We start from the raw sequence: 23778 nt of genomic DNA on the forward strand, positions 1-23778 counted from the left end.
TATGACGACACAAGAAGTGATGAATAAAGCGCACTCTCACGGTAGCGTCGAAAAGGGTGGCCACGCCTCCCGCGCAGACCGCCCGGTTTCCTTCGATCTCGACGCAATCCCGACCCCGCATGGTCGCGAAGAAGACTGGCGTTTCACCCCGATGCGTCGCATCGAACGTCTTTTCGAGGTTGAAAACTATGACCAGGGCGATGCCCTAGTCACCGTTGAGGCTCCTAAAGGCGTGACAGTTGAACAGGTTGATCGCTCCGATTCTCGCTTGGGTAGCGTCCTTGCTCCCGGTGATCGCACAGCGGTTGTCGCATGGAACCAGTGTGCTGAGTCGACAATTGTTTCTGTTCCTGCCCAGATGCAGGTCAGCGAACCGATTCGTCTGAACGTTGACGCTGTTGAAGGCACTCGCGCCCAGCACATCTTCGTTGAGGTCGGCGAACTCGCCGAAGCGACGATCATCCTGAACCACCGTGGCTCTGAAGATGCAGCAGTCAATCAGACCATCGAAGTGAATGCAGGCGATGGCTCGAAGGTCACCTTCGTTTCAATCCAAGAATGGGATGACACCACACTGCACGCCTCAAACCACCGACTGGCACTGGGCAAGGATGCTTCCCTGACGCACATCGTCGTTACTTTCGGTGGCGACCTGGTCCGTATCTCTTCCGATACTGATTTCCGAGGCCCCGGTGGTGAACTCAACATGTTGGGCCTGTACTTCGTTGACAGCGGTCAGCACCTCGAGCACCGCGTGTTCGTTGACCACTCCCAGCCGAACTGCTACTCGCGAGTCACCTATAAGGGCGCTCTGCAGGGCAAGGACGCGCACTCGGTGTGGATCGGCGACTGCCTGATCCAGGAAGCAGCCGACGACACCGACACCTACGAACTGAACCGCAACCTGGTCCTCACCGAAGGCGCCAAGGCCGACTCTGTTCCGAACCTCGAAATTGAAAACGGTGAAATCCGCGGAGCCGGACACGCGTCCGCAACAGGCCGTTTCGATGACGAACAGCTCTTCTACCTGATGAGCCGAGGAATCAGCGAACACGAGGCGCGTCGTCTTGTTGTCCGTGGTTTCTTCGCCGAGCTCATTAATCAGATTGGTGTGCCCGAGGTGGTTGACCACCTCATGGAGGCCGTCGAGGCCGAACTCGCCAAGTCCCGAACGAACTGACCCTGCGCGCCATGTGGCGCATCACTATTGCGGCCTCGCGCCGACAAGGAGAAACAATGTCGACTTTGACGATCAAAGATCTGCATGTCACGGTTGAAACCGCTGACGGCCCCAAGGAGATCTTGAAGGGCGTGAACCTGACCATCAAGTCCGGTGAAATCCACGCCATTATGGGTCCGAACGGTTCGGGCAAATCCACTCTTGCCTATGCACTCGCCGGCCACCCCGAATACACCATCACCCAGGGCGAAGCATGGCTCGACGACAAGCTCATTACTGAGATGAGCGTTGACGAGCGCGCCAAGGCCGGTCTGTTCCTGGCCATGCAGTACCCGGTTGAGGTTGCGGGCGTTTCCGTTTCCAACTTCCTGCGTACCGCTAAGACCGCTATCAACGGTGAAGCGCCGCAGATCCGTCAGTGGGTCAAGGACGTGAAGTCCTCTATGGAGCACCTGCGTATGGACGAAGACTTCGCTGAGCGTGACGTTAACGTCGGCTTCTCCGGTGGTGAGAAGAAGCGTCTTGAGATCCTCCAGATGGAACTCCTGCAGCCGACCTTCGCAGTCCTAGATGAAACCGACTCAGGTCTGGACGTCGATGCTCTGCGCATCGTGTCTGAGGGTGTGAACCGTGTCCATGACACCACCGGCTGTGGCGTCATGCTGATTACTCACTACACGCGCATTCTTCGCTACATCAAGCCGAGCCACGTTCACGTGTTTGTGAACGGCCACGTTGCCGCCGAAGGTGGCCCCGAGCTTGCTGACCAGCTTGAAGAAGAAGGCTACGACAAGTACCTGGGTCTCTGATCACCATGAATTCGCTTCTCGGAGCAGACTTTAGCGTTGTAGAGCTCGAAGCTATCCGTTCGGACTTCCCGATTCTCGCTCGACTGGGGCGCGGAGGGAAGCCGATCGCGTACCTTGATGCCTCTGCAACGTCTCAGAAGCCTGCCAGTGTCATTGATGCGGAAGCGAATTTCTACCGTCGTTCGAATGCTGCTGTTCACCGCGGAACCCATATTTTGGGGGACGAAGCGACCAGAGTATTCGAAGACGGGCGCGACGCGCTCGCCTCGTTTATCGGTGGGCGCAGCGATGAGATCGTGTGGACCAAGAACGCGACCGAAGCCATCAACCTGGTTGCTCTGTCTATCGGGCATGCGTCTGCCGGCCGTGGTGGCACGGCTTCGACTCCACTGAGAATTGGGCCAGGAGACGCGATCGTCATCACTCGCGCAGAACATCATGCGAACCTCGTTCCGTGGCAGGAATTGTGCGCACGAATCGGCGGGGAACTCAAATGGTTGGATTTGACGCCCGACGGTCGCATTGACCTTGAGACACTTGACGTCATTACGCCCAACACTAAGCTGGTTGCTTTCACTCACGTGTCGAATGTGACGGGCGCGATCTCTCCCGTCGATGCGATTGTCGCAAAGGCGCGCAGTGTTGGAGCTCTTGTTTTGGCTGATACCTGTCAGTCGAGCGCGCATATGGCGATTGATGTTCGTGCCATGGACGTGGATTTTGCGGTCATGTCGTCGCACAAGATGCTTGGTCCTACCGGCGTCGGTGCGTTGTGGGGCAGGCGGGAACTCCTCGACATGATGCCTCCGGTTTTGACCGGCGGATCAATGATCGAATACGTGACGATGGAGGAATCCACGTACATGCCCGCTCCCGAACGGTTTGAAGCGGGATCTCAGCCCGTAGCTCAAATCGCAGGTTGGACGGCTGCGCTTGAATACCTGAGCGCTATTGGTATGGATCGCGTACACGCCCATGAGAAAGCCCTAACACAGCGTCTGCTTGATGGGGTTGCCTCACTCGACGGTGTGAAAGTCCTTGGCCCAACAACCGATGAGGATCGTGTGGGCGTCGTGGCATTCGCAGTCGATGGTGTCCATCCGCATGATGTCGGTCAGATTTTGGATGCTGATGATGTCGCGATTCGTGTCGGGCATCATTGCGCGATCCCACTTCATACGTTCTTCTCTGTTCGATCGTCCGCGCGAGCATCCGTTGCAGTGTCGACGAATGAAGAAGAAATCGATCGTCTGGTCGCATCCCTTGGACGTGTGAGAGAGTTTTTCGGAGGATTCTGATGTCAAGCTTGGATCAGCTCTATCAGCAGGTCATCTTGGATCATGCCCGCGCCAAACACGGCCGAGGCGATGTGGAAGAGATCGCGGCCTCGTCGCACCAAGTGAACCCGACGTGTGGCGACGAAGTAACCCTTGGCGTTACTCTCGCTGGCGACGGCTCGATTGAAAAGCTTGTGTGGGATGGCGATGGTTGCTCGATTTCCCAAGCATCCCTGTCCATGCTGAACGACCTGGTCGCGAACCACTCGATTGAGGAAGCGCGCGTAGCATATGCGTCCATGGAATCGATGATGCATTCGAGGAACAGGGGAGTGCCCGACGAAGTCCTCGATGCTCTGGGTGATGCAGCGGCTCTTGAATCCACCTCTCAGTTTGCCAATCGCGTGAAGTGTGCACTGCTCGGCTGGTACGCCTTGCGTGACGCGCTTGCACAGCTCGGAACCGACATCGCAGGAGGTAATAAATGAGTAACCCCATGGCAGCTCCGGAGCCTGTGGAGCAGCGTTTCGGCGCACCACCGGCACAAGAACAGCCTGAGAACGTTCGCCAGATTGACGGCACAGACATCGTTGAAAACGGTTCTTTGAAGGGCGAAGATGTCCTCGAAGCACTCAAAGACGTCATCGATCCTGAACTTGGCATTAACATCGTTGACCTTGGACTGGTCTACGGCGTGAACATTGCTGAGAACGACACAGTTGTTCTCGATATGACACTGACCTCTGCTGCCTGCCCGCTGACGGATGTCATCGAGCGTCAGGCACAGTCCGTTCTTTCCGCGTTGACGCCTGAAGTGACGATTTCTTGGGTGTGGATGCCACCATGGGGGCCGGATCGTATTACTCCGGATGGTCGTGAGCAGCTCCGCGCAATTGGTTTCAACGTCTGAGCGTGATCAGTGGTGGACTCTCGACGCCGGCACGGTTGAGGACACGCCGATCAAGGGATTGCGGGGAATCATGACAGGTTCGCTTCTGCTTCTTGCCGGAGGCTTGGCGCTCAGGCTACGCAAGCGGAGCACCATTCAGTGACCGTCTAGTATGTCTGGCCATTCCGAAGGCCAGATGACGCTGGATGTGCCCCTCGTGTGAAAATTGTTCGCGCACGAGGGGCACACTCGTGTTTACACCGGGGCCGAACACACAGTTGGATAGGACGGTCATGGAGTGGTTCAAGGCACCCTTGTTATTCGCAACCACGTAGGATGACCTAAGGAAATATCGTGATCGGTCAATATAGTTAAGCCGATCAATCCTTGACTGTATGAATCAACAGGGGAGGCGACGAATGCGAGCCAATGACACGTTAGTCGCCCACACATGTGACATTGTTCAGATGTTCGCATCGGGAGCGACTTCTTCAGATGTTCGTTCCAGCATCGACATCGAGGAAGAACCCCTGTCACACCTGGTTGACTACCTGTCCGGAGTCGATGATGTCCCGCCCACAACTCAAATCGCGATTCTGGTTGGCTCTCACTCATACGACAGGCGCCCAGCCTTCACGAATTTTTCTACGTGGCTAAGAAGCGCATGGGAGCAAGGGTACGGTGTTCGCCAGCTCACAGATATCGACCAGGCGATCTTCGAATCTTTTATCATCATCGACGCGAATCAGGCGAATAACTTGCCTCACAGCACGATCGAGCACCTAGCAGAAAGTGGCAAACAGGTCCTCCTTATTGCTCCTTCGACCAAGCAACCTTCAGATTCCACTTTCGCGAAGATCGCCGGAGTTCAGTTCGAGGGAGAGTCTCACCTTCAAAGGCTCGACGAGGCCAATGATGCAACGTGGCACCTCGTCGGTCGCCTCACTCAGCCATCACTCAAGGATGCCGGAACTCATCTGAAGACTTCGACTGCGCCCCTGAAACTTACCGCGACTGATCCGAGCCTTGAACGAACACGTCAACTGATGAATGAGCCTCGGCCAGCATTGCGCGCAGCAAACTGGGCACGTATCTTCACCCCGGGCGACTCGACCACCACGTTAGCGAGCGTTGATGATCCACTCAGTGAGCTTGATGGTCGCCCGATCATCACCAAACGCGCCGTCGCAAACGCACACGGGGAAACAGGCGGAAATGTGTGGCTTGTCGGCGCTGATCTTGATGCATTCACCCGAGCAACACTGCTCAGACTCATTAGCGTTCATGCGCGTGTCCGGCCAACGAACCTAGAATTCCCACGCGGTATCGAAGTTGTCCAACGCGCTCACATGACGTTCATTGTGAATCACGGTAGCACGATGGCAGAACTCTCCAACGTTCATGGATCCGATGTAGTCAGTGGTAACAGGTGCACGGGACACGTTGCTCTTGCCCCGCACTCGGTCATGGTCGTCGTCGAAGAATAACAGCCGTTCAGTCGTTATTTCCTGAGCCTCATATCGGATTGATGAAATGAAACAGATAAAAAACTCGGTCATCACCGACCGTGGACGCCGTGATTCGATTATTGTCGCCGCTTTGCGATTGGGATATCTGATTGCGTTCGGAGTCGTCCTTGTGTGGCTTGGAATCCAAATTGGGAACTACGCGACTGGCGGTCGTACGATTTCGCTTCTTATCCCGATCATCGCCTGCCTTTTCGTCGCGACCTTCGCCGGCGTTGAAATCGCATACGGTGGCAAGGCCGCCCGCGGAGAAGAAAAACGTATTCGTCGCGATCTTCTGATGCGTGTGTTCAACTCAACCAGTGAAGAAGCATCTGATCAAGCGCATGTTGTTCAGCTGGCAACCGACAATACGGAACGTGTCACTGAATTCCGCCAGGTCTACTTGGGCCCGACAATCGCGACGATTGTGGCACCGTTCCTCACTCTCGGATTTGTCGCCGTTGCTTTTGACTGGGTTCTGGGGTTGGGAATCATGGTGCTTTGCCCGCTGATTCCTTTGCTGCTTGGTGGCTTCCAGAAGCTTTTCCGTAAGCGTTCATCAGATTCGCGAAAGCAACGAGGCCAACTGGCTGGCCGTTATCTTGATGCGATCCGAAATCTCATCACTATTCGTCTGTTCGGGGCTGGGCCACGAATTGAAGAGGATCTGCGCGTTCAAGGCGAGAAAAACCGAAGCGCAATCATGAAATTGCTGGCAGGAAACCAGATCGTCATCATTGTTCTAGACGGGTTGTTCTCGCTGATCCTGATCTGTGCCACGGCTGCATTGACAATCGCACGATTTAATGCGGGTGCTGTCGACCTCGGACAAGCGATCGCGACGATGCTTCTGACCGCACTGCTCGTCGAACCGTTGGTGCAGGTCGCCGGCTTCTTCTACATCGGAATGGGCGGTATTGCATCGCAGAAAGCAATCGGGCGTTACAAAGCGACCCATGATCGCGCCTCCCATGCCCTAAGCCACGCTTCGATCGCGAACAACGGATCGATCAGTGTTGATGGTGTTTCCTACGACTATGGTCGCGGTGAAGTGTTGCACGAGGTCACTTTGAAAGTCCCAGCTGGTCATCGCGTGGCAATCATCGGTCGTTCGGGTGGAGGCAAGACTACTCTTCTTCGCCTGCTACGCGGTGACGTGAGACCGCAGTCCGGCTCCGTTGCTGTTTCGGGCAACTCTTTGACATCTCTGTCGATCAATCAGGCACACGCTTTAAGCGCCTCGGTTGCGCAATCAACCTGGCTTTTCACCGGCTCGATCGCTGACAACTTACGTTTTGCACGCTCCGATGCCAGCGAAGAAGAGATGTGGCAGGCCTTGAAACAAGCGCAGGTCGCTGATGAGATTGAGCGGATGCCCGAAGGCCTTCATACCCAGATTGGAGAGCAGGGCGGGCTGATCTCCGGTGGGCAAGCGCAACGAATCTCGATTGCTCGGGCTCTTTTATCCGGGCGCACGATTCTGCTTCTCGATGAGCCCACGTCTCAGGTTGATATTGAATCCGAGAAGAAGATTATTCGAGCGATTTCTGAACTTGGACGCGAGTGGACGATTGTGCTGGTGACGCACCGTAAGGCTCTGCTTGCACTTGCTGACTTAGTGTATGAGATGCACCAAGGGGAACTGCACCGCGTGAACGCAAACGAACAAACAATTGGCCAGGAGGTTCTCTGATGGAATCACAGCCGAGCGTTCTTCAGCTGGTGAAATGGCTGACTTCGCATACGCGAGACGTCCACAAGCCCCTCTATGTCAGCACCCTTTTCCGCCTCGTCAATTTGTCGATGGATATTGTGCTCTTTGCCCTGGGGGCAGCAGGAGTCGTCGCAGTGGTCACGGGAAATGGAAAATGTGCCACGATCCTGTTCTGGCTAGTCGTTGTTGCTCTGATTAAAGCTAGCGCCTACTACTGCGAGCAATTCACCGGTCATTACGTTGCTTTCAAGGCGCTGGAACTACTGCGCACGATGGTGTTTTCGCAACTGTGGCCAAAGGCCCCCGGGATTGTGTTGCGTTCGAAGAGTGGCGATGTCCTAGCGTCACTGACGCGCGACGTTGACCGGATTGAAGTCGTGTATGCTCACACGTTTGCGCCACTCGTTTCAGCTGTTATCGTTCCACCCGCATTTCTTATCGGTGCTGGCATTGTGTGGGGATGGCAGATCGTCGCTGTTCCGGCACTGTGCATCCTGATTGCTCTTGCGGTTGTCCCGTTCCTAGGGGCGAGGCGCTCACTCGAGGCAACCAAACAAACACTTGAACTTCGCCGGCACCTGGCTCAGCATGTCACGGACTCTGTCTTTGGCGCTGAAGAGGTACTGGGCTATGGGCATGTGAATGAACGCCTTGAAGAGATGGACGTTATCGGTTCTCGGATCTCATCGTCTGCGAGCGTTGCCAAACGCGGTAATGCGTTGCGTCGCGCGTTGAATGCTGCACTCACACTTGTCAGTGCTCTCGCAATCGCCTGGTCAGCAATGAATGCCGGCTATTCTCCCGTCATCGTCGCGATGGCGACCGCTGGAACGCTACGCCTTTTTGAAGGGCCTCGTGGCGTTGAAAATGCGACCGGATATCTGGACCATTCACTTTCTGCTGCGCGCCGCCTCTGGGAAATGTGCCACGCGCCCGCAAATGTGGATGACGGCGATGACGAACTCACCCTTGACCACGCTCCGACGCTAACTTTCGAGAACGTTACTTACACATACCCGTCAGCGAGCAACCCTGCCCTGAAAGATGTCACTATTTCGGTCAAAGGCGGCGGACATGTTGTACTGGCTGGACCATCAGGGTCTGGAAAATCAACGGCAATGACAATGGTGTTACGCTACGACAACCCCGATTCGGGGCGCGTTCTGATCGACGGCGTCGATATTTCAACGTTCACTCTGGATAGTTTGAGACACAGCGCGGTCGCTGTTTCGCAGAAGAACCAATTGCTCAACACGACTATTCGCGACAATGTCACTTTAGGTGCGCCGAACGCCAGTGATGAACAGGTTTGGCGTGCTCTTGAACTCGCATGCGTTGCTGATGAAGTACGAGCGATGCCACAGGGGCTTTGTACGCGTGTCGCCCAGGGAGGTAGCGCTCTGTCCGGTGGCCAAGTTCAGCGTCTGAGTCTTGCACGTGCACTGGTGATGAACCCGAAGATTCTGATCCTCGATGAAGCAACCGCACAGCTGAACTCTGAGTTGGAAGCCCAGATTCGTCACAACCTTGACAACTTGGATATGACGATCATCGAAGTAACGCATCGCCTTGAACTGATCGATGGCGCAGATCAGATCGTGCTTCTTGACCGCGGTCGGATTGTCGGCGCCGAAAGCCCAGCAACGATACGCGCCGAAGGGAGCTCCCTTGAAGAGTTCTTCACGAGGAACGTCTAGTTGAGGAAGCATGAAGTCGGCACTCACGTGTGAGTAGCGGCTTTGGTGCAATACGGAAGGGGATCATACGGTCTTTGCTCCCCGTGTGTTGCACGTGGCGATCGAACCGTTTTCGAGCCCACGCGTCAACCACTTTTGACATTGCTCGGACAAACCGTGAGTCCACGTGTCAGCGTTGGAATGACCCCGGTACTGCTCTTGCAGATGGTTGTCCGCCCTGCTCGACCCCTCTGGTCCGAGCTTCCCAACAACGAGGTCAGATCAATGCCGGTGAATTGTGAGATCAGGAAGACTGCGACCACCAAACCAATGGATCCGCCACCGATACCGGCGCTCGATGCACACCACGGGACCTGAGAGAACCGGAATCTGACCGTGCTTGTTCGTTGAGACTCATGAGTGCCGCGCCCTGGTTGATCCCCCTGCGTATTTGCCCAACATATCTGCGCGGAAGGCTTCAAAATCACCGTTGTCGATGGAATTACGAATCGCATCAACCAGTCGAACGGTGAACCACTCGTTGTGGATCGTGGCCAAGGTAGAGGCAAGGATTTCGTGTGCCTTGAACAGGTGATGAATGTAGGCAGCACTGTAGTGCGTGCACGTGTAGCAGCCACAACCTTCGACCATCGGGTTGAAATCCCTCTTGAATCGAGCATTCGTAATGTTGAAACGCCCATTGGGGGAGTAGATGGCAGCGTTACGGGCAACGCGCGATGGATTCACGCAGTCAAACGTATCGGCGCCCGCCTCAACACCTCGGAAGAAATCGTCAGGTTCGGAAATACCCAGCAGGTGACGCGGACGATCCTCGTCGAGTTCTTCGCTGACCCACGACACAATCGTGCCGAGGTTTTCCTTCTCTAGGGCACCACCGATTCCGAAACCATCGAAACGCGTGCCGTCTTCATCCATATCGTTCATCGTGCGGGCTGCGAGTCTACGCAGATCCTCGTACTGAGCGCCCTGAATGACGCCCCAGAGCTGCTGGTACGGCTTGTCTGCACGCACTTCGGTCAGGCGTGCGTGTTCGCGCAGACAGCGCCTCGCCCACTTGTGCGTGCGCTCCAGCGACATTTCCTGGTAGGAACGCGGGTGGAGCAGGCTGGTCAGCTCATCGAAAGCAAACATGATGTCTGAGCCCAACTGATGCTGAATGTTCATCGATACTTCAGCGGTGAAGCGGTGCTTCGTACCGTCGATGTGCGAGCTGAACACGACACCGTCATCGTCCACGACTGCAGTGGATGCTTTCACGGCCTGCATGTGGAGCTTCGGGTCGTTCGGGTCGGCTGCACCGGAAAACTCTTGGGAGAGCACCTTTTTGAAACCAGCACCCAGCGAAAGAACCTGGAAACCTCCGGAGTCCGTGTAGGTTGGTCCCGGCCAGTTCATGAATTCGCCGAGTCCGCCGGCCTCGTCAACGAGGTCAGAGCCGGGCTGTAAATACAGGTGGTAGGCGTTCGCGAGTACTGCCTGGGCACCCAAGTCCGCGACCATCTCGGGGACGAGCGCTTTCACGTTCGCTTTCGTCCCAACGGGAATGAAAGCGGGGGTACGAATATCGCCGTGGGCGGTGTGCAGGATTCCAGTACGCCCGAGGCCACGTCCACTTTCCAGACGCGATCCCACATTGAAGCCACGGTCCGGTGAACCGGGTTGAGCACCCAGAGGGCGTTCATTGGATGGGGGAGCAGCAAGCCATTGTTCACTCATGCGGCAAGAACCTCGTTCGACGTTAGACCTTCGCGCTTGCGGACGAAGGCAATGACACGGTAAGTGATGGGCAGGAGGATGATTTCAACGCCCACCTTATAGACGTATCCGGTGATGATGTAATTCGCGAATTCGGCCCCTGGAATGACACCGATGAAGGCGATCGTGCAGAAGAGGACGGTGTCGAAAAGCTCGCCGACGACGGTGGAACCGACGAGGCGTGCCCACAGGTGATCAGCACCCCAGCGTTCGCGAATTTTCACGAGGACCAGTGCGTTGACCAGCTGGCCTGCTAGGTAGCCGATGATCGAGGCAGCCACGATACGAGGCACGAATCCAAGGACCGCTTCGAACGCAGCCTGATTAACGTAGCCGGGGCCAACCGGTGCGACCTGAACAATGAGGAAGGTGAGTGAGGCCAGTACTGATGCGACGAATCCGAGGACGATGACGCGACGAGCACGACGAAAACCGTAGACCTCGGACAAGACATCGCCCAGAACGTAGGTCATCGGGAAAAGGATTGCTCCACCGTCGAAGACAAGATGGATCGGTCCCGCATCAAGCGCCGTGACCTTGGTTCCCGCAATATTCGAAATAAGTAGGAAAGCCACGAACATCACGGCAATAATGTCGAAGATCTTTGGCGTGCGTGCCGATTCTTCTGGCGAAGTCATTGAAATACCCCTACCTCTGTTTCAGATGTACGTCTTCAATTGTGCCTGTCCGTAGGGCGTATCACCCTATTTGAGTAGGGTGTACCTGCCCACAACCACTAAAATTGTCGGGTGATCAACGTACAAGACTTCTCCCTTAACATCGGGCCAAGAGACCTTGTGAAGAACGCGTCCTTCAGGATTGATAAGGGAATGCGTATCGGCCTTGTCGGTCGCAATGGTGCGGGAAAGACGACAACTATGCGTCTTCTTGCCGGCGAATCAGATCATGGTGCCGCTGAGTACTCCGGCACGATTACGAACAACGGAAAGATTGGGTACCTCGCTCAGGACACTCACATCGGTGATCAGTCCCTCACTGCTCGCGAACGCATTATCTCGGTGCGTGGAATCGACCAGATCATCGCAAAGATCCGTAAAGCCGAACACGAGATGTCAACGACTGAGGGCAATCGCCAAGTGAAAGCAATGGAGCGCTACGTGCGACTCGATCAGGCATTCACGAACGAGGGTGGCTGGGCCGCGAACGCTGAAGCGGCACAGATTGCCCACTCACTGGGCCTCGAAGATCGTGTCCTTGAACAGCGCCTCGACACTCTATCTGGTGGTCAGCGCCGACGTGTTGAACTCGCACGCGTCCTGTTCTCCGGAGCTGACGTGCTTCTCCTTGACGAGCCGACAAACCACTTGGATCACGATTCGATCATGTGGTTGCGCGACTGGATCAAGACATTCCCCGGTGGCGTCATGATGATCTCCCACGACGTGAAGTTGCTGGGGGAGACCGTCAATCAGGTCTTCTACTTGGACGCGAACCGTGCCAAGGTCGATATCTATCACCTAGGCTGGGATGCCTACCTGAAGCAACGCGAAGAAGACGAACGCCGTCGTCGCAAGGAACGCGCAACCGCTTTGAAGAAGGCTGAACAGCTGAAAGCCCAGGGCGAAAAAATGCGTGCGAAGGCCACAAAGGCAGTGGCAGCTCAACAGATGCTACGACGCGCTGAAGAGCTTTTTGCTCAGGCGGGTAGCGAGGAAGTTCAGGAAAAGGTGGCGCGTCTACGTTTTCCGGAGCCTCTTCCATGTGGTCGAGTCCCGCTGACTGGCGAAGGCCTGTCGAAGTCCTTTGGATCGTTGGAAGTGTTTACCGGTGTTGATCTTGCAATCGATAAGGGAACAAAGGTTGTTGTCCTCGGTTTAAACGGTGCCGGTAAGACCACCCTGCTACGAATCCTCGGTGGCATCAGTGAACCTGATTGTGGCACGGTTGTTCCGGGTCACGGGTTGAAACTTGGCTACTACGCGCAGGAACATGAAACCTTGGATAATTCCAAGACTGTTTTCCAGAACATGGTTGATGCTGCGCCGAACCTCGACGATACTCACGTCCGCAATGTCCTTGGTCAGTTCCTCTTCTCGGGTGATGATGCAGACAAGCCGACGTCCGTCTTATCCGGTGGTGAGAAGACCCGTCTCGCTCTGGCAACACTCGTTGTTTCCGGCGCGAATGTCCTTCTTCTTGACGAGCCGACGAATAACCTCGACCCTGCGTCTCGCGAAGAAGTCTTGAATGCGCTCGATACGTATGAAGGTGCGGTCGTTCTGGTGACACACGACCCGGGCGCTGTCACCGCGTTGAATCCTGATCGTGTTCTGTTACTCCCGGATGGGGACGAGGACCTCTGGGACGACTCTTACCTTGATCTCGTCACCCTCACCTGATCTGACAGTGCTACGCACTGGCTGACTGCCCTGCGTAGCACATATGGGTGTGGGCCCAGCGAAATCGCTGGGCCCACACCCAGGTCAGAATCGTGTTGAAGCAGGAGCCTCGTACCACGTTAGAGCACCTTCGAGAAGAACTCCTTTGTACGCTCTTCCTGCGGATTGTCGATCACGTCAGCGGGGCTACCAGCCTCGACGATAACTCCCTCATCCATGAAGACAACCGTGTCAGCGACCTCACTGGCGAAGCCAATTTCGTGCGTAACCACAGCCATCGTCATGCCTGACTTTGCCAGATCCTTCATGACCTGCAGAACTTCGCCCACCAGCTCGGGGTCGAGCGCCGATGTCGGTTCGTCGAAAAGCATGATCTCCGGATCCATCGCCAGAGCGCGAGCAATCGCCACACGTTGCTGCTGACCACCGGAAAGCTCCGAGGGGTAGTGATCCGCGCGATCGGATAATCCAACGCGTTCAAGCAGTTTAAGCGCACGCTGTTTCGCCGTTGCCTTATCTACCTTCGCGACATGGATCGGTGCTTCCATGACGTTTTCCAACGCGGTCTTATGCGGGAATAGGTTGAAACGCTGGAATACCATGCCGATGTGCGAACGCTGGGCGGCGATGACCTTGTCAGGCAGCTCGTGCAACTGGCCAGCCTCGTCCCTGCGGTATCCGAGAAGCTCGCCATCAACGCTCACTTCACCAGCACTAATCTCTTCGAGCTGATTCAGACAACGTAGCAACGTCGACTTACCCGAACCCGATGGACCCAGAATTACGCACACCTCGCCGGACGCGATCTCAAGATCAATACCCTTGAGCACGTGAAGGTCACCAAAGAACTTGTGGACGCCCTTGACGCTTACCATAGGAGTTGAAGATTTCACGGTGTCACATCCAAGAATTGAGTCGAGGTTGAAGCGGTCGCGTTATCGCGACGATCAAAGCCCTTACCGAAGTAACGCTCAATGTGTGCCTGGATCCACATCAAAATGCTCGTGATGAACAGGTACCAAAGAGCGGCCGCAATCAACAGCGGAACCGGCTGGAACAGGGACTGGCCCTTTGTCGATGCGACGAACGTCAGTTCCAACGTGAACGGAATCGCCGAAACAAGCGATGTCGTCTTCAGCATGGAAATCGTTTCATTACCGATCGGCGGGACAATCACGCGCATCGCCTGGGGCAAAATAATGCGACGGAAAATCATCGAACGAGGCATACCAAGAGCGGTGGCCGCCTCCCACTGACCCTTATCAACAGACAGCAAGCCGGCGCGAATAATCTCAGCAAGGTAAGCACCTTCGTTGAGTCCCAGACCAACGAACGCCATCCAGAACGGTGTGAAGTACGTTGCCGTGTCGAAGGAAACGAACGGCGGAGCAAACGGAATACCAAGCTCAATCTGCGGGTACAGCGTGGGTAACAGTGACCAGAAGATCAACTGCGTGTAGATCGGGGTACCACGGAAGAACCAAATATAGGCTGTGGCAACCCAACGCAGAACCGGGTTAACCGACTGACGCATAATCGCAAACGTGATGGCGAGAATCGTGCCAATTATCATCGCGATGACAGTCAGAATCAACGTGTATACAACGCCTGAAACAATCGTCTTCGAGAAAAGCCATTTGCCAACGACATCCCACTGGTAGTTGTCATTGGTAATGAAACCCTTGGCGAGGAGCAGAGCAAAGATCGCAACGATCACTGCGCTGATCCACCGTCCGGGCCGAGGTACCGGTTTTGCATCAATGAGGGTGATGCCGTCTTTAACGTGTGCCATATGTTTACCTTGCTCAGTATGGGGCTAGCGCCATGCGGTGCTAGCCCCATACGCTGAGTTCAAATCAGAGGTCGGGGTTCAATTCGGCCTTGGTCAGACCTGCATTCTCGGCGCCGTAGGCTGCGAGAATCTTGGTCAGGTAGCCGTTATCGATCAGGTACTGCATGGCCTTTTGGATTGCGTTGGCCAGTTCAGTGTCGTCCTTGGCGACAACAATACCCTGAGGCTCGGATTCGATGACGTCACCAACCTGCTCGAGCTTGCCGCCGGAGAGTTCAACCGTGTAGCCGATTACGGTGGAGTCAGCCAGAGTGGCGTCGTACTGACCACCGATGACCTTGGTTGCAATGTCGGTCTGAAGGTCGAGGGGCATAACCTTGATTGCTTCGTTGCCCCCAGCAACGCATTCTTCGGACAGGTGCTCAGCGTATTCCTGCTGGTAGGTGCCGTTCTGGACGCCGATTGTGGTGCCACAAGCGTTGGTGGGATCGAAATTCTTCGGGTTGCCTTGAGCGACAGCGTATGCGGAGCCGACCTCGACGTAGGAGATCATGTTGGTCTCAGCAAGACGCTCTTTGGTGATGGTGAAGGAAGAAACGCCGATATCAAACTTGGAACCGAGGCCCGGGATGATGGTTGGGAACTCTGCGTGAGTCGTGGTGCCTTCTTCAAGACCCATCACCTTTGCCAGAGCCTTGACGATATCAACGTCGTAGCCAACGGGGGTCTGGCCGTCTTCGGCGCGGAACTCGCCGGGGGCGTAGTCGGTGGATGCGCCGTTACGCAGGACATTTCGTTCCTTGACTGCGGTGGGGACCAGATCGGCGATTTCATCGACGGTTTCGATTGACGAGGTGTCGAATGATTCAACCGCGGTGGTCGATGTTGCTCCCTCACCGGACTGAGAAGTCGAAGAGGTTGACGGGTCGGAGCATGCGGCGAGTGCCATCGATGCGGTGGCAGTCAGGAGGAGTGCTGCGGGAAGCTTGCGCATGGGAGTACCTTTCGGAGCTTTTCTCTCTACGCATATAAGTATGCACCCCTATGCATATTATGCATAGGGGTGTCTCAGCATTTGAGTCGAAGCTCTCAACGACCGCGCATCGCCCTGCGGTTCGGGCGAGCCTTCATCGGATCAATTCCCTTGGGAATCGGCAGAGCATTGGACTGCAACGCATTCAAACGATTCGAAACGGCAGGAACCTCTTCCTTCGTCAGAATCTTCTTGAAACCACGCAACTTACCCTGCAGCTTCGCAAGTTCCACCTGGCCTTCATCGTGGCCAGTCTGGATAATGTGAACAGGAACGTTCTTCACAACGCGTTGAACCTTCTTACGCTCAGCTAAAAGAAGTGGCTGAACGTGGCTGGAAGGACCTTCGGAAATAAGAACAACACCGGCACGACCGATAATTCGCCAGATAACATCCTGCTCGCGCGTGACGTTAATCGGCTGCTCGGGAATGATCCAACCGGACTTGATCTGCGACAAAACAGCGTAGACAGAGCCGACAGTGCCATCGATCTGATCGTACAGAGCGCGACGCACCAAGAACGAGAGCAGTGACATCGCGACTGTGCCACCCACCAAAACGCCCAGAATTGCCCAGACAATGTAGTTCGCGTGCATCAGGGCGGCGATCACTAGTGCAAGACAGATCGTTAGGATCCATGCTCCGGCAATTGCCCATCCGATCCACGGATAGGAGCGCTTTGTAATACGGTATGCGTCCGCAAGGTTGTGGTACCAGCGACGCTTCTTGGGGGCAGTGTTCTCACTCATAGCGAACCTATTCTACCTGTAGTGGCGATATTCCAATGCATGGGATCGCAGTTATCCACAAGCTTAGGCAGAGTCGGTCGCTTTCAAGAAATCTGGACCGCACAATGCGGCTATGAATATGCATTCACATCGCCTTGGAACGATTGCGTTTATGACCTCCAACGGTCCGCTGTGGGAGGCGACTCGTGACAATAAAGCAGTGCTGATCAGCGTGTATAGCTCTGATATCGCGCGTGACCAGATGCAGCGTTGGATTGCATGGCGCGGCCTCGTGCACCCGAATGTGGCAGAGCTGGTAGAAGTATCATGCCAGCCGGATGGTCGCGTGAGTCTTTCTCAGCGTCGCTACGCCGGGCGAACCTTGCAGGCGCTACTCGATAGCGGTCAGCAACTGAACGACAACCAGCGCCGACGTATCGTCGCCGATGTGCGTGCTGGCGTTTGTGCGCTACATGATAAGGGAATTATTCATACCGATATTGCGCCATCAAACATTGTTGTCAGCGCTGATTTTCACGCGACGCTGATTGATATTGCCATTCCCGCGCAAGCCGGTGAAGGAACCCCCGGTTTTTCCCTGTCTGCAACAAAGGATCAGCGCAGTGACGATGCCGCAGTTGAAGCCATCGCATGCGCATTGAATATTGATCCACACGGACTTAATCCCACGCGCGTCGAGCAACGCCCGCTACAACTAACAGCTGATTCACGCTGTGAGAATCTGCCTCAGATGAATGATGCAGTCACGTGGCGAAAGGAACGCCTTGCCGATGAACGTCCACGGGGATTGCCAGCGACTCAGGCTCGGCGACGTGGTGCGCTGGCGGGAATCATCATCGTTCTCCTTAGCGTCATCTATGGAATGACGAGGCCGCCCACACTATCAAACGCGCCCGTGTCAACGGGCGGAATTAGGGCGCAGTCGGTGCCCTCGAGTGGGGGTATTGAACGATCTCGACATCCAGATGCCGCGCAATCTGCGCCACTGAGTGAAAATAGGCAATCGGGAGAGACTCAAGAAGAAACTGAGCCGGCAGATCCGATGAAGGGAATGGACCTGGGACAAGGAATCCAACCATTTGGTCGCGATCAGGTTGCTTCGATCGACGACTTCGCAATCGATGGTTGCCCCGACATCAGCCAGGCGAACGACATTGTCTCCACTTTTATGCATGTGCGAGATCAAGCAGTGATGGGCCGTAATATCGCTGACCTGGACAATTTTATGGAAGGGGATGCTCTTCGAGCTGAAGCTGAAAAGATTGCAACCCTTCGTCGCTTTGATGCGTTCGTTAAACATCTGCAATCCGAATCGCACGTGGTCAACCAACCAAGCTGTTCGGACACGGAGCTCACAATTGAAGCAACGGTGACACAAAGTGAATACCAACGCTGCGACGGGGCAAGGTGTGTGACTCTTCCTGCTAGTACCTCGCAAGACATAGTGATGACTTTTATGCGTCTGACGGGACGAGTTTCACGAACCGCTCAGCAAGCACCTTAAGCGGATATGACAAACCCCCAGTTCCCACCGGTTTCCCGGCACGAACTGGGGGTGCCTGAACGTCAGATCGGCAAATTACCTTGCCAGATTGGCTCTACTCAGAGAGCAAGGTCAGCGTCGAAGTTTGCTTCTTCAAGGCGCTTCTTGACCTCCATGAGGTAACGAGCCGCATCGCCACCGTCAACCAGACGGTGATCGTACGACAGCGACAAGTACACCATCGAGCGGATTGCAACGGACTCGGAACCGTCGGCTGTCTTGACAACCATCGGACGCTTCACGATCGTGCCAACACCCATGATTGCAGTCTCGGGCGAGTTTAGAACCGGAGTATCGAACAGTGCTCCACCGGAACCGGTGTTCGTGATGGTGAAGGTGGAGCCGCTGAGCTCTTCCGGACCAACCTTTGCATCGCGGGTGCGAGCGGCAAGATCGTTGATCGAAGCTGCGATACCCGGGATGTCCTTGGTGCCCGCATCCTTGATCACTGGAACCAGCAGGCCACGCGGGGTATCAACTGCAATACCGATGTGCTCATGGTCGAAGTAGGTGACCTTGTTGTCATCAATGGTTGCGTTGATCTTCGGGTGGAACTGAAGAGCCTCGGTTGCGGCCTTCACGAAGAAGGGCAGGAAGGTCAGCTTAGTGTTGTGCTTGGCGATGAAGGCATTCTTCGAGCGTGCACGCAGAGCCACGACCTTGGTGACGTCAACTTCGACCACGGTCGTCAGCTGAGCAGAGTTCTGCAGGGACTCCATCATGCGACGAGCAATCGTCTGACGCAGACGCGACATCTTCTCGGTCGTGCCACGTAGCGGTGACGGTTCACGCTTCTGCGAAACCGGAGTAGAAGCAGTCGGAGTCGAAGCAACGGGTGCCGGGGTAGCAGGAGCCGTGGCGGCTTCGCGGGCTGCAACAGCGTTCTCGATGTCTTCGCGACGGATACGGCCACCAACGCCGGTGCCGGTGATCGTTGCCAGATCAATGTCGGCCTCGCGAGCAAGCTTGCGAACGATCGGGGTCACGTAGCCGGTGTTTGCTACTGCTGCCGGAGTCTGCGATGCGACCGGAGTGCCGGTCGGGGCGGCGGTTTCAACAGCATTGCTCAGCTGATCGAGGGTTGCTGGGACCGGAGCCGGGGCTGTACGAGCAGCAGGCGCTGTTGGCGCGACCGGAACTGGAGCGGCTGTGGGAGCCGGAGTGGCAGGAGCAGCCGGTGTGACCGGAGCTGGAGTAGCTGTGGGAGCCGGAGTAGCAGGAGCTGCGCTAGGAGCCTCAGACGAAATGATGGCGACAACGGTGCCAACCGAAACGGTCTTGTCTTCCTCGACGCGGATTTCAGCGAGGAAACCGGCTGCGGGGGAGGGAACTTCGGAATCGACCTTGTCGGTGGAAACCTCGAGCAGAGGCTCGTCAGCTTCAACAGCGTCGCCAACGGACTTCAGCCACGTGGTGACGGTACCTTCGGTCACGGACTCGCCAAGGGCGGGCATGAGGACCTCGATGCCGGAAGCGGGAGCAGAAGCGATAGGTGCTGCAGGCGCAGGAGACACCGGCGCCTCGGCAACGGGTGCCGGCGCTGTGGGAGCTTCGGCTACAGGTGCCGGAGCGGAAGTGGCCTCGGATGCGTCACCGATCATTGCGATTGTAGTGCCGACCTCGACGGTCTCGTCCTCGGGAACGAGGATCTCGAGCAGCACGCCCGCCACAGGGGACGGAACTTCGGAGTCGACCTTGTCGGTCGAGACCTCGACGATGGGTTCGTCAGCTGCGACAGTGTCACCGACGTTCTTCAGCCAGGTGGTGACGGTGCCTTCAGTGACGGACTCGCCCAAGGCGGGCATTGTTACTGCGGTTGCCATGGATGTTCTCCTTGAAAGACGGGTGTGCTAGTTGTGGGCGTGCAGGGGTTTGCCGGCGAGAGCCATCGCTGCTTCGCCAATGGACTCATTCTGACTTGGGTGGGCGTGAATCAACGATGCAACGTCGGCCGGGTAGGCCTCCCAGTTGACCATTAATTCTCCTTCACCAATCTGCTCACCAATGCGCGCACCGATTCCGTGGAAACCGACGATCGGTCCATCTTCAACGCTCACGAGCTTGATGAAGCCCTGAGTATTCAGGATATTAGACTTTCCGTTGCCCGCAAGGTTGTATTCGACGGTTCTCACCGAATCACCGTACTTCTCACGCGCCTGCTTTTCGGTCAAACCAACCGAAGCGATTTCGGGCTCGCAGAAGGTAACGCGCGGAATTCCGGACTCATTGATGGGTGCAGGTGTCATTCCAGCGATTTCTTCAGCGACGAAAATACCCTGAAGGAAGCCGCGGTGAGCAAGCTGAAGGCCCGGCACAATGTCGCCAACTGCATAGATATTGGCGACGCCGGTGTGCAGGCGATCATTGGTGATAACAAAGCCCCGATCTATTGTGATGCCGGCTTCTTCGTATCCAAGCCCCTGGGTAACCGGGCCTCGACCAACTGCGACGAGCAGGACATCTGCGTCGAGGTTCTTTCCGTCTTCGGTCGCAACGTGGACGCCTGATGCGTCCTGGGCGGCCGAAGCGAAACGCGTGTTCGTGTGGAACGTGATGCCACGCTTACGGTAGGCGCGCTCAAGCTGCTTGGAAACTGACTCGTCTTCATTGTTTGCTAGGTGGGGCAGGGCCTCGATGATGGTGACGTCAGCGCCGAAGCTCTTCCACACGGAAGCGAATTCGAGGCCAATGACGCCACCGCCAAGGATCAGCGCAGAAGTAGGAACCCAGTCCATCTGCAATGCCTGATCGGAGGTGATGATGCGACCTGCAATATCGAGTCCGGGGAGGGAACGCGAGTAGGAGCCGGTCGCAAGGACAATGTTGCGGCCGGTGATGTCGCGTCCGTCAACGGTGACGGTGTTGGCGTCAGTCAGGCGACCCCAGCCCTTGATGACCTCGACGTTGCGCGAGGACAGCAGACCTTGAAGACCCTTGTAAAGCTTGGTGATGACTGAATCGCGGTAGGCGCCGACTTTCGCCATGTCGATGCCTTCGAAGACGGAACGAATGCCGAATGCTTCGGATTCGCGGACAGCGTCAGCGGTTTCAGCTGCGTGCAGATAAGCCTTCGTGGGGATGCAACCGCGATGGAGGCAGGTGCCACCAACCTTGTCTCCATCGATCAAGGCAACTTTCATTCCCAGCTGGGAAGCGCGTAAAGCGGTGGCGTATCCACCGGATCCGGCGCCCAGTACGACGATGTCGTATTCTGGTTCGCTCACGTCTGAGACTCCTTACGTCTTGTTTTCTGTTCACAGTCTTGTGAACCGTCTAGGCCTATTGTCCCACTTGTGGGCAATGATGTCCTCACGCAGACGGATGAGACGAGGTGGAACCGACCACACCGAACATTCGTGCGAAGTGAGGATGATGGTGGGCGCAACGTATGATCAACCTATGAATGAATCCCCGCAGCTTTTGGAGGGCGCCGACGTTTCCGGCAATGACAAGAGTGTGAAAGATAGGCGCCCGCGAGCGCTTGGCCTTGGTCGTCTTGTCATGGCTATGTTCTGGGTGCTTGGGGCTTGGGCGTTAGTGACAGCGATCGTTGATTTGTTCCATCATCAGAACACCCTCCCGTGGGGTCCTCAAATTGTCGCGTTGATTGCGGGAATCGTCTATTTCGTTGGTGCGGCGGGCTTGACGCACAATGGCAGGAGAATGCGCATTATTGCCGGCTACAGCATCGGTATCAGCATTGCGGCGCCGATCATTATCGGTATTGCAGGCTTTGATGTGCCCGATCTGATTGTGGCTCGTTCGGCGTGGAGCCGGTGGGGTGCGGACTTTTACTATCTGCCACTCATTATTTCCATGATTGGTGTGGGGTGGATGTGGAGGTCGAATCCGCGCCGGATTGTGGAGTTAGCTGAGCGCCTTGAGCGGCCTCGTTCGTAAAAATGGCGGTGGTGAAAATTTCGGCCTCGCCCCAATGTGCGGGGGACGAGGCCGATTGTGCTTTGTGAAGCGGAATATAGTGTGGGGTCGGTTTAGATTCCACCTGGGAAACCGAGTTGGCGCCACGCTTCGTACAGAACGATCGATGCTGAATTGGCGAGGTTGAGAGAGCGGAGTCCCGGTTGCATGTGAATGCGGACGCGATCTTCGACGCGGGGGTGATTCATTGCTTCTTCGGAAAGGCCGACGGATTCTCGGCCGAAGAGGAGTCCATCGCCGTCCTGATAGGAAACGTCGGCGTACATTGTTGAGGCTCGTCCTGTGAATGCCCAGATGCGTCCGGGAACTTCCGCAAGTGCATCATCAAGGTTTGGGTGTACTTTCACGTGCGCGAGATCGTGGTAATCCAAGCCTGCGCGCTTGAGTTTTGTGTCGGACATATCGAATCCCAGCGGTTCGACCAGATGGAGCATTGATCCGGTGCATGCAGAGAGGCGGATTGCTGCGCCTGAATTTCCAGGAATTTCGGGTTCGAAGAAGATGATGTGAAGCACTCGTTTATCTTGCCACCATTGTTGGTGCGACGGGTAGCCGGAAGAACATGGACTATTGCAATCTGATTTGTACATGGTCGCACCTACTGTGTAGAACAGACGTTCTAAATAGAGGGGTGGGAACATGGAAGTCGATGTGGATCCTCTGAAATTGGTGCGCGCAGTTTTGCGTCAAGCCGAGGAACAAACGGGGCTGATCCATTCGGCGTCAATAGGGGGTGCAAGGTCAAAAAAAGGAGGGCCTCATGAGGTTCATTGCTTTATGGATTCCTGACTGGCCTGTGAACTCGCTGGTCATCGATCTTCCTCCGGGTGCTCCAGGAGCAGTGGGGCATCGCGGAAAAATTGATGTCGTTTCTTTTAGTGCGCGCAAACACGGTGTGCGCCACGGCATGCGTATTGAAACGGCACGGTATCTGTGCCCAGAGCTCATCATCGTGCCTCGGGATCAAGAGCGTGAAGGTAGAAGTTTTGACGCTGTTATTAAAGCCTTCGAGTCAGTTATGGCCAAAGTGATGTGTATGCGTCCGGGCTTAAGTTGGGTGTGGGCTACTCCCGCTACGCGTTGGCACGGAAGCGAAGAAGCAGCCGCAACTGCCATCGTTGATGCTGTTGCACAACAGGTTGGTGTCGAAACCTTCGTCGGGGTCGCGCAGGGAGTATTTGCTGCAACATATGCGGCGCGAACCCAAAGAATCGTGACCGATCAAGAAATGCCCTCATTTCTTGCCTCAATTCCCGTTCGTTACATTCTGGAACTTCTTGACGGTAAAGAGAAAGAGCAGGCAGCTCAAGACATTGAATTGCTTGCCACTTTGGGGGTGCACACCTGTGGGCAGCTCAAAGATTTAGGTAAGGGCCAGATATATGCCCGTTTTGGAAGCAATGCTGATATCTACTGGAAACTCAGCGAAGGGCACGATGTTTTCGTCCCGCCCATGGAATCTGCGTAGCCGGACCGAAGCGTCACTTCAGTATTCACCGTCAAGGTGGTTGAGATCCGCGTGAACGCATTGCT

23 protein-coding genes are annotated in these 23778 nt (G+C 55.8%); 13 read left to right on the forward strand and 10 right to left on the reverse strand.

All coding sequences use genetic code 11. The annotated features are described in order from the left end of the window. Window position 1: 1 nt before the first annotated feature. From sufD to PG731_RS04225, 9 genes are all read left to right on the forward strand, one after another. Complete coding sequence (gene sufD / locus PG731_RS04185) at window positions 2-1180, forward strand: Fe-S cluster assembly protein SufD (RefSeq protein WP_101628224.1); 1179 nt, start codon at window positions 2-4, stop codon at window positions 1178-1180. A 56-nt stretch (window positions 1181-1236) separates the two neighbouring features. Next, complete coding sequence (gene sufC / locus PG731_RS04190; protein WP_006680947.1) at window positions 1237-1989, forward strand: Fe-S cluster assembly ATPase SufC; 753 nt, start codon at window positions 1237-1239, stop codon at window positions 1987-1989. Window positions 1990-1994: 5 nt separating this feature from the next. Further along, window positions 1995-3287, forward strand: a complete 1293-nt coding sequence (locus PG731_RS04195) for a SufS family cysteine desulfurase (RefSeq protein WP_270772341.1) — start codon at window positions 1995-1997, stop codon at window positions 3285-3287. Further along, on the forward strand, window positions 3287-3754 hold the full coding sequence (gene sufU / locus PG731_RS04200; protein WP_101628222.1) for a Fe-S cluster assembly sulfur transfer protein SufU: 468 nt from the start codon (window positions 3287-3289) through the stop codon (window positions 3752-3754). The genes PG731_RS04195 and sufU overlap by 1 nt, the downstream gene beginning before the upstream one ends. Then, window positions 3751-4176 carry a metal-sulfur cluster assembly factor gene (locus PG731_RS04205; RefSeq protein ID WP_101628221.1) on the forward strand — a complete coding sequence of 142 codons (426 nt, stop codon included), beginning with the start codon at window positions 3751-3753 and terminating at the stop codon, window positions 4174-4176. The genes sufU and PG731_RS04205 overlap by 4 nt, the downstream gene beginning before the upstream one ends. Next, window positions 4160-4318 (forward strand): hypothetical protein, encoded by a 159-nt coding sequence (locus tag PG731_RS04210; RefSeq protein WP_270772347.1) that lies wholly within the window; start codon window positions 4160-4162, stop codon window positions 4316-4318. Before PG731_RS04205 ends, PG731_RS04210 begins: the two co-directional genes overlap by 17 nt. Before the next feature lie 256 nt (window positions 4319-4574). Beyond that, window positions 4575-5642 carry a hypothetical protein gene (locus PG731_RS04215; RefSeq protein WP_270772349.1) on the forward strand — a complete coding sequence of 356 codons (1068 nt, stop codon included), beginning with the start codon at window positions 4575-4577 and terminating at the stop codon, window positions 5640-5642. 46 nt (window positions 5643-5688) lie between these two features. Further along, complete coding sequence (locus PG731_RS04220) at window positions 5689-7356, forward strand: ABC transporter ATP-binding protein/permease (protein WP_270772351.1); 1668 nt, start codon at window positions 5689-5691, stop codon at window positions 7354-7356. Beyond that, on the forward strand, window positions 7356-9074 hold the full coding sequence (locus PG731_RS04225) for an amino acid ABC transporter ATP-binding/permease protein (RefSeq protein ID WP_270772352.1): 1719 nt from the start codon (window positions 7356-7358) through the stop codon (window positions 9072-9074). Before PG731_RS04220 ends, PG731_RS04225 begins: the two co-directional genes overlap by 1 nt. A gap of 63 nt (window positions 9075-9137) precedes the next feature. Here the strand turns inward: PG731_RS04225 and PG731_RS09205 are convergent, their stop codons facing one another. The 3 genes from PG731_RS09205 to PG731_RS04235 form a co-directional block, all read right to left on the reverse strand. After that, on the reverse strand, window positions 9138-9278 hold the full coding sequence (locus PG731_RS09205; RefSeq protein ID WP_368387917.1) for a neutral zinc metallopeptidase: 141 nt from the start codon (window positions 9276-9278) through the stop codon (window positions 9138-9140). A gap of 189 nt (window positions 9279-9467) precedes the next feature. After that, the gene (gene tgt, locus PG731_RS04230; RefSeq protein WP_270772353.1) at window positions 9468-10790 is read right to left on the reverse strand and encodes a tRNA guanosine(34) transglycosylase Tgt; all 1323 of its coding nucleotides are present in this window, start codon (window positions 10788-10790) and stop codon (window positions 9468-9470) included. Next, window positions 10787-11467, reverse strand: a complete 681-nt coding sequence (locus PG731_RS04235; protein WP_101628216.1) for a queuosine precursor transporter — start codon at window positions 11465-11467, stop codon at window positions 10787-10789. The genes tgt and PG731_RS04235 overlap by 4 nt, the downstream gene beginning before the upstream one ends. A gap of 111 nt (window positions 11468-11578) precedes the next feature. Here PG731_RS04235 and PG731_RS04240 point away from each other — a divergent pair, with 111 nt between their 5' ends. Beyond that, window positions 11579-13189, forward strand: a complete 1611-nt coding sequence (locus PG731_RS04240) for an ABC-F family ATP-binding cassette domain-containing protein (RefSeq protein ID WP_270772355.1) — start codon at window positions 11579-11581, stop codon at window positions 13187-13189. Between the two features lie 119 nt (window positions 13190-13308). Here PG731_RS04240 and PG731_RS04245 read toward each other — a convergent pair whose 3' ends face one another. The 4 genes from PG731_RS04245 to PG731_RS04260 form a co-directional block, all read right to left on the reverse strand. Next, the gene (locus tag PG731_RS04245; RefSeq protein WP_270772356.1) at window positions 13309-14064 is read right to left on the reverse strand and encodes an amino acid ABC transporter ATP-binding protein; all 756 of its coding nucleotides are present in this window, start codon (window positions 14062-14064) and stop codon (window positions 13309-13311) included. A gap of 14 nt (window positions 14065-14078) precedes the next feature. Beyond that, window positions 14079-14981 carry an amino acid ABC transporter permease gene (locus PG731_RS04250; protein WP_270772358.1) on the reverse strand — a complete coding sequence of 301 codons (903 nt, stop codon included), beginning with the start codon at window positions 14979-14981 and terminating at the stop codon, window positions 14079-14081. Window positions 14982-15045: 64 nt separating this feature from the next. Beyond that, window positions 15046-15975, reverse strand: a complete 930-nt coding sequence (locus tag PG731_RS04255; RefSeq protein WP_270772360.1) for an ABC transporter substrate-binding protein — start codon at window positions 15973-15975, stop codon at window positions 15046-15048. Window positions 15976-16070: 95 nt separating this feature from the next. Continuing rightward, complete coding sequence (locus PG731_RS04260) at window positions 16071-16763, reverse strand: DUF4191 domain-containing protein (protein WP_101628211.1); 693 nt, start codon at window positions 16761-16763, stop codon at window positions 16071-16073. A gap of 112 nt (window positions 16764-16875) precedes the next feature. Here PG731_RS04260 and PG731_RS04265 point away from each other — a divergent pair, with 112 nt between their 5' ends. Then, window positions 16876-18267 (forward strand): protein kinase domain-containing protein, encoded by a 1392-nt coding sequence (locus PG731_RS04265; protein WP_270772362.1) that lies wholly within the window; start codon window positions 16876-16878, stop codon window positions 18265-18267. Window positions 18268-18365: 98 nt separating this feature from the next. On the opposite strand, the gene sucB is transcribed toward PG731_RS04265, so the two are convergent. Further along, complete coding sequence (sucB, locus tag PG731_RS04270) at window positions 18366-20129, reverse strand: 2-oxoglutarate dehydrogenase, E2 component, dihydrolipoamide succinyltransferase (RefSeq protein WP_270772363.1); 1764 nt, start codon at window positions 20127-20129, stop codon at window positions 18366-18368. A gap of 27 nt (window positions 20130-20156) precedes the next feature. Further along, window positions 20157-21530, reverse strand: a complete 1374-nt coding sequence (lpdA, locus tag PG731_RS04275) for a dihydrolipoyl dehydrogenase (RefSeq protein WP_270772364.1) — start codon at window positions 21528-21530, stop codon at window positions 20157-20159. A gap of 175 nt (window positions 21531-21705) precedes the next feature. Between lpdA and PG731_RS04280 the strand changes: the two genes are divergently transcribed. Further along, window positions 21706-22206 (forward strand): hypothetical protein, encoded by a 501-nt coding sequence (locus PG731_RS04280; protein WP_270772366.1) that lies wholly within the window; start codon window positions 21706-21708, stop codon window positions 22204-22206. A 92-nt stretch (window positions 22207-22298) separates the two neighbouring features. Here PG731_RS04280 and PG731_RS04285 read toward each other — a convergent pair whose 3' ends face one another. Next, window positions 22299-22760, reverse strand: a complete 462-nt coding sequence (locus PG731_RS04285) for a tRNA (cytidine(34)-2'-O)-methyltransferase (protein ID WP_101628207.1) — start codon at window positions 22758-22760, stop codon at window positions 22299-22301. A gap of 245 nt (window positions 22761-23005) precedes the next feature. Between PG731_RS04285 and PG731_RS04290 the strand changes: the two genes are divergently transcribed. Next, window positions 23006-23713 carry a Y-family DNA polymerase gene (locus tag PG731_RS04290; protein WP_270772368.1) on the forward strand — a complete coding sequence of 236 codons (708 nt, stop codon included), beginning with the start codon at window positions 23006-23008 and terminating at the stop codon, window positions 23711-23713. Window positions 23714-23778: the final 65 nt, after the last annotated feature.

Source organism: Pauljensenia sp. OF14-1SRA, assembly GCF_027694595.1.
GTDB lineage: Bacteria > Actinomycetota > Actinomycetes > Actinomycetales > Actinomycetaceae > Pauljensenia > Pauljensenia turicensis_B.

Coding starts and splice junctions, on each gene's coding strand:
- sucB (WP_270772363.1), bottom strand. CDS start 20,129: ATGGCAACCGCAGTAACAATGCCCGCCTTGGGCGAGTCCGTCACTGAA.
- PG731_RS04255 (WP_270772360.1), bottom strand. CDS start 15,975: ATGCGCAAGCTTCCCGCAGCACTCCTCCTGACTGCCACCGCATCGATG.
- PG731_RS04215 (WP_270772349.1), top strand. CDS start 4,575: ATGCGAGCCAATGACACGTTAGTCGCCCACACATGTGACATTGTTCAG.
- PG731_RS04260 (WP_101628211.1), bottom strand. CDS start 16,763: ATGAGTGAGAACACTGCCCCCAAGAAGCGTCGCTGGTACCACAACCTT.
- PG731_RS04280 (WP_270772366.1), top strand. CDS start 21,706: ATGAATGAATCCCCGCAGCTTTTGGAGGGCGCCGACGTTTCCGGCAAT.
- PG731_RS04220 (WP_270772351.1), top strand. CDS start 5,689: ATGAAACAGATAAAAAACTCGGTCATCACCGACCGTGGACGCCGTGAT.
- sufU (WP_101628222.1), top strand. CDS start 3,287: ATGTCAAGCTTGGATCAGCTCTATCAGCAGGTCATCTTGGATCATGCC.
- PG731_RS04225 (WP_270772352.1), top strand. CDS start 7,356: ATGGAATCACAGCCGAGCGTTCTTCAGCTGGTGAAATGGCTGACTTCG.
- PG731_RS04195 (WP_270772341.1), top strand. CDS start 1,995: ATGAATTCGCTTCTCGGAGCAGACTTTAGCGTTGTAGAGCTCGAAGCT.
- PG731_RS04250 (WP_270772358.1), bottom strand. CDS start 14,981: ATGGCACACGTTAAAGACGGCATCACCCTCATTGATGCAAAACCGGTA.
- PG731_RS04265 (WP_270772362.1), top strand. CDS start 16,876: ATGAATATGCATTCACATCGCCTTGGAACGATTGCGTTTATGACCTCC.
- tgt (WP_270772353.1), bottom strand. CDS start 10,790: ATGAGTGAACAATGGCTTGCTGCTCCCCCATCCAATGAACGCCCTCTG.
- sufC (WP_006680947.1), top strand. CDS start 1,237: ATGTCGACTTTGACGATCAAAGATCTGCATGTCACGGTTGAAACCGCT.
- sufD (WP_101628224.1), top strand. CDS start 2: ATGACGACACAAGAAGTGATGAATAAAGCGCACTCTCACGGTAGCGTC.
- PG731_RS04290 (WP_270772368.1), top strand. CDS start 23,006: ATGAGGTTCATTGCTTTATGGATTCCTGACTGGCCTGTGAACTCGCTG.
- PG731_RS04235 (WP_101628216.1), bottom strand. CDS start 11,467: ATGACTTCGCCAGAAGAATCGGCACGCACGCCAAAGATCTTCGACATT.
- PG731_RS04205 (WP_101628221.1), top strand. CDS start 3,751: ATGAGTAACCCCATGGCAGCTCCGGAGCCTGTGGAGCAGCGTTTCGGC.
- PG731_RS04245 (WP_270772356.1), bottom strand. CDS start 14,064: ATGGTAAGCGTCAAGGGCGTCCACAAGTTCTTTGGTGACCTTCACGTG.